This is a genomic window from Streptomyces sp. UW30 (genome assembly GCF_008042075.1).
Lineage (GTDB): Bacteria > Actinomycetota > Actinomycetes > Streptomycetales > Streptomycetaceae > Streptomyces.
In genome coordinates this window covers 1-8,220 of record NZ_RDBN01000173.1, presented here as the reverse complement: position 1 = coordinate 8,220, position 8,220 = coordinate 1, and the positions used below count along the sequence as shown (strand labels likewise).

The 8,220-nt window shown below is 70.0% G+C and carries 6 protein-coding genes; all 6 read left to right on the top strand.

Annotated features, from left to right (window positions below; translation table 11 throughout):
• Positions 1-360 precede the first annotated feature (360 nt).
• On the top strand, positions 361-663 hold the full coding sequence (locus EAO75_RS45335; protein WP_148000943.1) for a hypothetical protein: 303 nt from the start codon (positions 361-363) through the stop codon (positions 661-663).
• 245 nt (positions 664-908) lie between these two features.
• A complete protein-coding gene (locus EAO75_RS45330) occupies positions 909-1,421 on the top strand; it encodes a hypothetical protein (protein ID WP_261989736.1) in 513 nt (170 codons plus the stop codon).
• 987 nt (positions 1,422-2,408) lie between these two features.
• Positions 2,409-3,287 carry an SDR family NAD(P)-dependent oxidoreductase gene (locus EAO75_RS45320; protein WP_148000941.1) on the top strand — a complete coding sequence of 293 codons (879 nt, stop codon included), beginning with the start codon at positions 2,409-2,411 and terminating at the stop codon, positions 3,285-3,287.
• Between the two features lie 133 nt (positions 3,288-3,420).
• Positions 3,421-3,987, top strand: a complete 567-nt coding sequence (locus EAO75_RS45315; RefSeq protein WP_148000940.1) for a TetR/AcrR family transcriptional regulator — start codon at positions 3,421-3,423, stop codon at positions 3,985-3,987.
• A gap of 310 nt (positions 3,988-4,297) precedes the next feature.
• On the top strand, positions 4,298-6,472 hold the full coding sequence (locus EAO75_RS45310; RefSeq protein WP_148000939.1) for an FG-GAP repeat domain-containing protein: 2,175 nt from the start codon (positions 4,298-4,300) through the stop codon (positions 6,470-6,472).
• Positions 6,473-7,439: 967 nt separating this feature from the next.
• Positions 7,440-8,171 carry a hypothetical protein gene (locus EAO75_RS45305; RefSeq protein ID WP_261989735.1) on the top strand — a complete coding sequence of 244 codons (732 nt, stop codon included), beginning with the start codon at positions 7,440-7,442 and terminating at the stop codon, positions 8,169-8,171.
• The last annotated feature ends 49 nt before the right edge of the window (positions 8,172-8,220 follow it).

The following is an 8,220-nucleotide window of genomic DNA, read 5'->3' as shown; positions in this document are numbered from 1 at the left end:
GGTCACGTGGCTGACCTGTCGGCCCACGATCTCGCCCCGGTCCGCCGCGTGGAGGGTCACGGTCACGGCCACCCGGTTCGTGCGCGCGTTGACAATGCCGTCGCCTGATGGGCTGCCGTGGCCGGGGGCGCGGTGGTGACCGCTGCCGTCGTCACGGCGCTGGCCTGGCCCGACGGCACCGACAGCACCGATGACGGGGCGGGCGGGAACGATCGTACGACCCCGACTGCCTCCGTCTCTCCCTCCCCCACCGCTGCACAAAATGCCCTGCCCGCGTCCTGGGTGGGCACATGGAAGGGCACAGGCCCCGGCAGCCCATCAGGCGACGGCATTGTCAACGCGCGCACGAACCGGGTGGCCGTGACCGTGACCCTCCACGCGGCGGACCGGGGCGAGATCGTGGGCCGACAGGTCAGCCACGTGACCGAGGACGGCACAGGCCGGGACCTCGGGTGCACCGAGACGCTGCGTCTGCGGGAGACGCATGGAACGTCCATGGTCTTCGAGGCGGTCAGCAGCGCTCCTACAGATCCGTCGGCCGGCGTGATCTGCCAGCGAGGCAACCTCTACACCCTGACGAAGACCGGCGCCGAGACCCTGACCCTGGGGAACGAGGGCAGTCAGACGACAGGGTCGCCCTCCCGGCTGATCCGCTCCTCCTGACAACTGATCGACTGCCCGGTCGACGAGGGCCGCCGAACTGCCATCTGGAGGGTCTGGAAGGAGGGTTGTGAGGCGTTGCCTCAGCTGTTGGGAGCTTGCCGCCCTTGCGCGCGGGGTATCGCAGGCACATGCGGGCATGGGGGGAGGCCCAGTGGACGGGACCCCGGTCGGAGACCTTTCTACGGGGCGTCGTGAGACGGGTGCTGTCGAGGGACGAGCCGCAGCCCTGGTGGATGCCGCGGCGCGTGCTGACCGTGGTGTCGGCCGATGTCGACGCCACTGCCGGTGTCGGAGCGATCTGGATCGAGTGGCGGCCGAAATCACCTCGGATGCGTGAGCACTTGGCGCTCTTGGAGTGGTACGGCGAGCAGTGGCGGTGCGTCGGGGGCGGCATCGGCCCTGAAGATGATCCTGCCCCTCCTGCCCATGTCGATGTGCTCGACGTTCGCAACGGCGCCGGCGCCCTCAGCCTGACAGGCAGGCGGGACCCCCTTCCGCCCTCCATCACCGGCGCGCCTTGGATCAGTTGCGCCAAAGTGCGCCTCGGGCGGGACGTGGGTCACGTGCTCATCGGTGGCCGCCGGATCGAGAATCCGGAGCAGCGCAGGCTCATCGCTGTCTGGACGTCCCCCTACGTCAGCCGCGGAGCCCGTCCCGTCATCGTGGCCCTGGGACACGACGGCGCCGAACTCTCCCGCATCGGCCCCCACGACAGCCTGGACACGCATACCTGGGCGCGATTGAGAGAGGAGTTGTAGCCGTCTCAGGCGAGCGATGCCGTTGGCCCATTTCCGAGGACCCGGGTCGTGTCAGAATGCCGCCATGGTTCTGATCCGAAAGGGCGATGCCGCGTAGGCGCCCCAAGGCCCTCCGCGCCGAGCGGTGGCGGCCGCGCAAGCACGTGCCGGTCCGTCGAATTCCGTGTGTGACGGCTCGAACTCGAGCAGCGGTGCGACGTGTTGAGGCCGAATATCTGTGGCCGGACGCAGTTGCTGATGCTCTCAGCCGTTTCGAGTGGGCTTTCAGGCAACCGGGACGATATCTGACTGGCCCTGCCGAGAGTCCCGGCATCGAGATCGAGGACGGCCGAGATGACCTGGAATTGGCCCTGCAGCATCTACCCAGAGGGGCCCGAGCGGACTTGGGCCGCCTGGTGGAGCAGATCGACATGGAGTTCGAACGTCGCACTCTTCCCCACCCGGGTTGGGTGAGCGAGTGGACGGCGGGACGCTGGTGGTGGTGGCGCATTCGGGAACGGTGACGCCGGCGACCAATTTGCCTGTGGCGAGGCATGGGGACGGACCCTGACCGCTGTGGGGTGAGGACACCGCCAGGGTGCAGAACGCCCTTGTCCGGCGCCGGTCTTCGGTCCCGCCTGGCCAATCGTCGACTGGTACTTCGCCCGGTGGGGCCAGGACGGCGTCCGGGCTCGGCTCCACCGCGTGCTCGCCGCGCCCGCAATCCCGCAATCCCGCAATCCCACCAGACGGTATCCGCCGCCTGCGGTTCCTCCGGCACCCGCATAACTCCCTCCCGGGTGATCGCCAGCCGCGAGACCTGCTCTTCCGGGCCCTGGCCCGTTCCTCCGTGAGCTCCTCGATCAGCGACCCCGTCCGAGGCCTCCCTCCCCTGCGTGCCACCACGCCAGCTCACCTCACCTCACCTCCCAACCGGATAGATCATCCACATCTGTTATCGTGACGTCAACCGGATAACCCATCCACATACGCGGAACGGATCGTGCGATGAAACAGACAGCCGTGGTCACGGCAGGGACAGCGGGAATCGGGTTGGAGACCGCCCTGGGGCTGGCCGAGGCGGGCCTCGCGGTCAGCGTGGTGGGGCGGAACGTCGAGCGCGGCGCCCGGGCGGTCGAGCGGATCAACGCCACGGCACCGTTGCACTCCGCGCGGTTCCTTGCCGCCGACCTCTCCTCACTCGATGCCGTCCGCGAGCTCGCCAACCGGATCACCGCGGACGGTCCGCTGACCGTGCTGGTCAACAACGTCGGGGCGATGTTTCCGGACCGGCAGGACTCGGCCGACGGGATCGAGGCGTCGTTCGCCGTCAACCACCTGTCGCCGTATCTACTCACCGAACTGCTGCTGCCCGCCCTGCGAGCCGGTGCGCCGAGCCGGATCGTGAACGTCACCTCGGGCGCGATCGGCGTCGCCAAGCGGGTCTTCGACGCTGTCGAGCCGCCGGGTGGCTATTACGGCTTCCACTGGTACGGCCGGGCCAAACTCGCCAACCTCGCCTACACGCTGGAGCTGGCCGGCCGGCTCGACGACACGGGCGTCTCGGTCTTCGCGGCGGATCCCGGGGGCGCCGCGACCGACATGACCAACGGCACCATGCGCGACCCGAAGATCGTCTCGCCAGGGTTGCGGCTGCTCTGGCCGCTGGTCCGCCGTAAGTTCGAACGCTCGACCTCGGGCCCGGCGTCCGTGGCGGCCAAGCCGTCGATCTTCGCCGCGACCGACGATTCGCTGGCCGGACGAACCGGCGTCGTCATCGGACCCCAGGCGTATCCGGTCACCCCCTTCCGCGCGGCAACGGATCCCCACATAGCCGACGCCGTCCGCCAGCTCAGCGAGCGCCTCGCACCGCTCACGGCCGGGTGACAGGAGGCCAAGTCGATCGGCCGTGACCCCGAGGCGGCTCGGCTCCTCCGAGCAGGCGCGGCAGCATGGAGCTGTGGTTCATCCGGATCGCGCCCCCGCGATGCGGATGAACCATCCAGATAGACTCTCCGCCATGACGACCGCACCCCTGCGCAAGGACGCCGCCCGCAACTGGGAACGGATCGTCGCCGTGGCGCGCGAACTCGTGGACGAAGGCACACCTCTGCAGCTGAACGACATCGCCCGCCGCGTCCAGATGGGCGTCGGCACCGTGTACCGCCACTTCCCCACCGCCGAGGCGCTCTTGGAGACCGTAGCCACTCCCAGCCTGGAGGCACTCACCGCCCACGGCGAGCAGGCGCTGGCCGACGAGGACCCCAAGCGCGCCCTCACCGACTTTCTGACCCGCACCATCGAAGCGCAGGTCACCGACGCCTCCCTGTCCCCGGTCACCGCCGCGCCCACGGATGCCCTGCCGCGCACCACCGAACTGAAGCGGACCCTGTGGTCGGTCGGCGGGCAGTTGCTCGAGCGGGCCCACGATGCCGAGGTCGTGCGCGCCGACCTGACCTCCGACGACCTGGTCCCGCTCATGTGCGGCATCGCCTTCGCCGCGAACGTCCACGGCAGCCCGGCCGCCCGCGTCGAAACCGCCCGCCGATATCTGACCGCGCTCTTGGAAGGCTTGTACGTCCGCTGACGGCCCGACCGGAACCGGATCCGCGAAGTCACTGTTGCCGCCGAGAATCTCATCGACGCAGCGCAAGCCCACACCCAGCACTCCATGGACCGGCGCCGGGACGCCCGACTTCGGGGCGCGCCCGTCGTCCGCGACGGGATGAGCCTGCTGGGCGGGTCGCACGCTCGATGCGCTTGCCGCATTGCTCTCAGCAGGGACCGGGAAACCCCCCACGCAGGACGATCTTGGCTGATATACGCTGCGCCCATCTCGATCGAACAGTTCGGCGAATCCGGGTCACCGGATTCGCCCTGCCCGGGGGGGCATTCCCATGACTTCGCAGTCCCGCGCGGTGCTCGGCATCGCGCTCACGCCCGTACTCGCCCTGACGGCCGCGGCCCCGGCCGCCGCGCACACCACCGCCGCAGCCTCGGCCGCCGACAGCACCGCGCAGGCCGCCGGCGCCGCCCAGGCTGCGGTCGGAACGCGTGCGCCAGGCCCGTGGGGTACGCGTGCCCTGCACGCCGCCAACCCCAATCCCGCGTCCGCCTCGGGCGGGCTGAACGCCCTGGTGTCGGCCGGGAACGGTGCCCTCGTTTCCCTCACGGGGGACGGGCTGTCCCGTTCCACTCGGATCCGGCCCGCCGGCAGCACCAGCTGGCTCGCCCCGCAGAGCTGGCCGGACGCCGGTGGGTACAACACCGAGCTGGTCGCGCTCGGCGACGGCTCGGTGCGCCTGGTCTGGCGCGCCAAGCGTGCCGACGACCAAAGCAACTACTGGCTGAAGACGGCCACCCTCACCCCCGGCGCGACCGCCTTCTCCGAGCCCGAGTACGTCGCCGCGGTTCCCGAGAAGGGCTACCACCACCTGGCGGCGGCCCCCGACGGCCGGCTGGTCGCCGTGTGGACGGTCTCCGGCGTGGTGAAGGCTGCCGAGAAGGCCGGCCCGCAGGCCGCGTGGACCGCTCCGGCCGACCTCAACGAGCAGCCGCCGTCCGGCAGCCGGGACATCTCCAGCATGGACCTGGCGGTCGCCAAGGACGGCACGGCCCTGCTGGTGTGGCAGTGGCAGTCGAGCAAGGCCGTCGTCGCCCTGGAGAAGACCCCCGGCTCGGCCGCCTGGAGCGTGGTCCAGGATTTCCCGGTCCCGGGCGTGGATCTGGCGCGCCCGAAGGCGTTCGCCAATCCGCAGGGTGGCTTCGACGTCTTCTACGACAACATCGCGCACCTCATGCACACGCGCCGCTCCGCCGGTGCCACGCAGTGGAGCGCCCCGCGGTCGGCCGCCAACTACGGCAGCACGTCCGTGATGGCGGCGCCGGTGTACCTGCCGGGCGGCGACCTCTTCGTCGCCGGCGGGCCCGGCTACTCGACCGGCGCCTGGTACGGGGTGCGCTCGGCGGCCACCGGTGCCTGGCAGCCGTACACGCAGGGCTTCTCCACGCACAAGAAGGTGCGCGCGGTCGGCGCCGTCGCCACCTCGGGCGGCACGGTCACGGTGACGTGGCGGGAGGGCTACTCGTACGAGGAGTACACGATGGCCTCGGTCTTCAAGGGGGGCACCTGGTCCACCGCGCGGCGACTGAGCGCGACGAGCGCGCAGTTCACCGGGGCGCCCCAGGTGACCGCCGACGAGCTCGGCCGCCCCGTCGTGCTGTGGGACGAGTACAAGCGGACCGAGACGAACAGCGTCGTCCTGTACGGCGTCTACCAGGCCACCACCACCAGCCGAGCCCTGCCCAAGTGGCGTGACCACACGGACGACGGCAAGGCCGACCTGTTCGGCCAGGGCAGCACCACCGGGCTGAAGGTGTACGCGGGCGACGCGACGAAGCTGTCCGCGGGGCAGCGCGCGAGCAGCTGGCCGACGGGCACGCAGGTGCTGCCCTTCGGCGACCTGGACTCCGACGGCTGCAACGACGTGTTCGTCCGTACCCCGAGGGGCGCGGCCGATGTCTACCCGACGATGTGTGGCGGGCTGCCCGACCAGCTGTCGTTCCACGTCAAGGTCTCCTCGGACTGGAGCGGGTACAACGCGGTCCTCTCCCCCGGCGATGTGACGGGCGACGGCCGGGCCGACCTGCTGACCCGGTCCGCGTCGACCGGGAAGCTGTACGTGTACGCGAACAACGGCACGGGCGGCTTCAAGGCCCGTACGGACGCCGGGTCCGGCTTCGGCGGCTACAAGAAGCTGATCGCCGCCGGGGACCTCAACGGCGACGGCAAGAACGACCTTCTGGCCATCGACTCGTCGAACGAGCTGTGGCGGTTCAACGGGACCGGCGCCGGCACCTTCAAGCCCCGGGCGCTGGTCTTCAAGGACTGGGGCACCTCCTACAAGGACGTGGTCGGCGGGCTCGACCTGTCCGGGGACGGCCGGGCCGACCTGGTCTCGCTCGACAAGGACGGCCGCGCCTGGCTGAACCGGGGCAACGGGCAGGGCGGTTTCGCCAACAGGTCGCAGGTCGGCAAGTCCACGAACTGGTCGGACATCCGCATCTCCTGACGCCGCGCGTTGGCGCCGGACCAGCTCCCGCAGATCTCGGGCGACGATGTGCTGCACGCCCTCGTCGCCGAAGACGGCGGCTTCACGGCTGATTAGGTGCTGGTCCGGCCCCCGGCAACTCCCCTACCATTGACGTCCACTTCGGGGGAGACCATGGGCTTACACGGTCAGCGCACGACGTCCGCGGCAGGGTCGTTCGTTCTGATTACTCTCGCCATCATCGGCTGTACGCGGTCCGAGCCCCAACCTCAGCCGCACGGGCCGACGACTCACGTCAGTTCCGGTTCCTCGGTGAGCTCCGTGCCATCGGGATCCTCGGAATCGAGCGGGCCGGAAGAGGGAAGCGGCGGGGCAGACGATCGGCCCGAGGAAGGTGGTTCGGGCGGTGTGAGCAGGGGGGATCCCGCGGTGCCGCCGGTGGCCCCGCCTCCTGCCGAGGCGGAACACGGCGACGGGTACGACCCGGGTACCGCACCCACCGAAGAGCCCACCGAACCGTGCGGAGAAGGTGCTGACTGCCCGGAGGAATCGCCCATCGACGAGCCACCACAGACATGTGAGGCGGACTCGGAGTGTGCTGAGAGCCCACCCGCCGAGGAGTCGCCCGCGCCCCCTGCGCCGACTTCGAGTACGGGCTCGCCGAGCCCGACGTCCCCGCCATCGACTTCATAGCGACGCCGTGCCCAACTCCCCTGCTTCCGGGCGCACTCCACTGCCCCGGCACCGCCGTCGCCCCGCTCAGACCGGCACAGGAACGCCGTCGGCCACGAGCCAGCCACCCGCATCAGCCCAGCGTGCGCGACTGCGGGCTCACCGGCGACGTCTCCGGGCGGACCCAGCACACCGGGCCCGTCCCACGCGCAACGCCCCGAGCCCTGAACCGGCGAGTGCCGGCTCAGCAGAGTGGATCAACACGGTCGTTGCCGCCGGATCGATCTTCACGGCGCTGATGTTCTACGCCGGCGCCATGTTCATCAGCGCCTTCTACGGCTACTTCCGTCTGCAAGCCTTCGCGATCGGCCTGAGTTTCACCGAGATCGCGCTGAAGAGCCTGCAGTTGATCACCATGCCCGTGCTCCTCGGGATGACCCTGGCGGTGATCGCACCCCGGATTCCCCAACTGCTGGCTTCGCTGAGGCTTCCCGATCAGGTCGTTCGCCGTGCGGGTCAGACGGGTCGAGCGATCGCCCGCCATCATCTGCTGGTCGTCCTGGCCGGGATGTGTCTCATGGGGCTGTGGCCGTTCATCCAGCCCTACGGCTGGACGGCTCCGCTCGTCGCGGCCGGCGGCATGCTGCTGGGACTCACGCGGCCCGGGGAGCAGAGGGCCTGGCAACGCGGTGTGAGTATCGCGATGGCGGCGCTCCTGCTGGTGTGGGCGGTGGGCATGTCGGCAAGCCAGCAAGGCCGACGAGTCGCCGAGCGTACGGCCGAACAGCTGGTCGGCCGTACCGCCGTAGTCATCCTCAGCACCGAACGGCTCAGCATGTCCGGAACGCCCGGCCCTCTGGTGGAGGACCTGGGCAAGGACCAGCACTACCGCTACCGGTACAGCCAGCTGCGCCTCCTGGTGGAACGCGGCAAGCGCTACTACCTGCTCCCCCTGGGCTGGCGGCATCGCACCGATCCGACCTACGTCATCGATGACGACGACAGCCTGCGCATCGAGCTGTATCCGGGAACCCAACCGCCTCGCTGACCGCTCCCTTGTTCCCTCCCTCCCGGCCCTATGCCCTCCCGGCCCTATG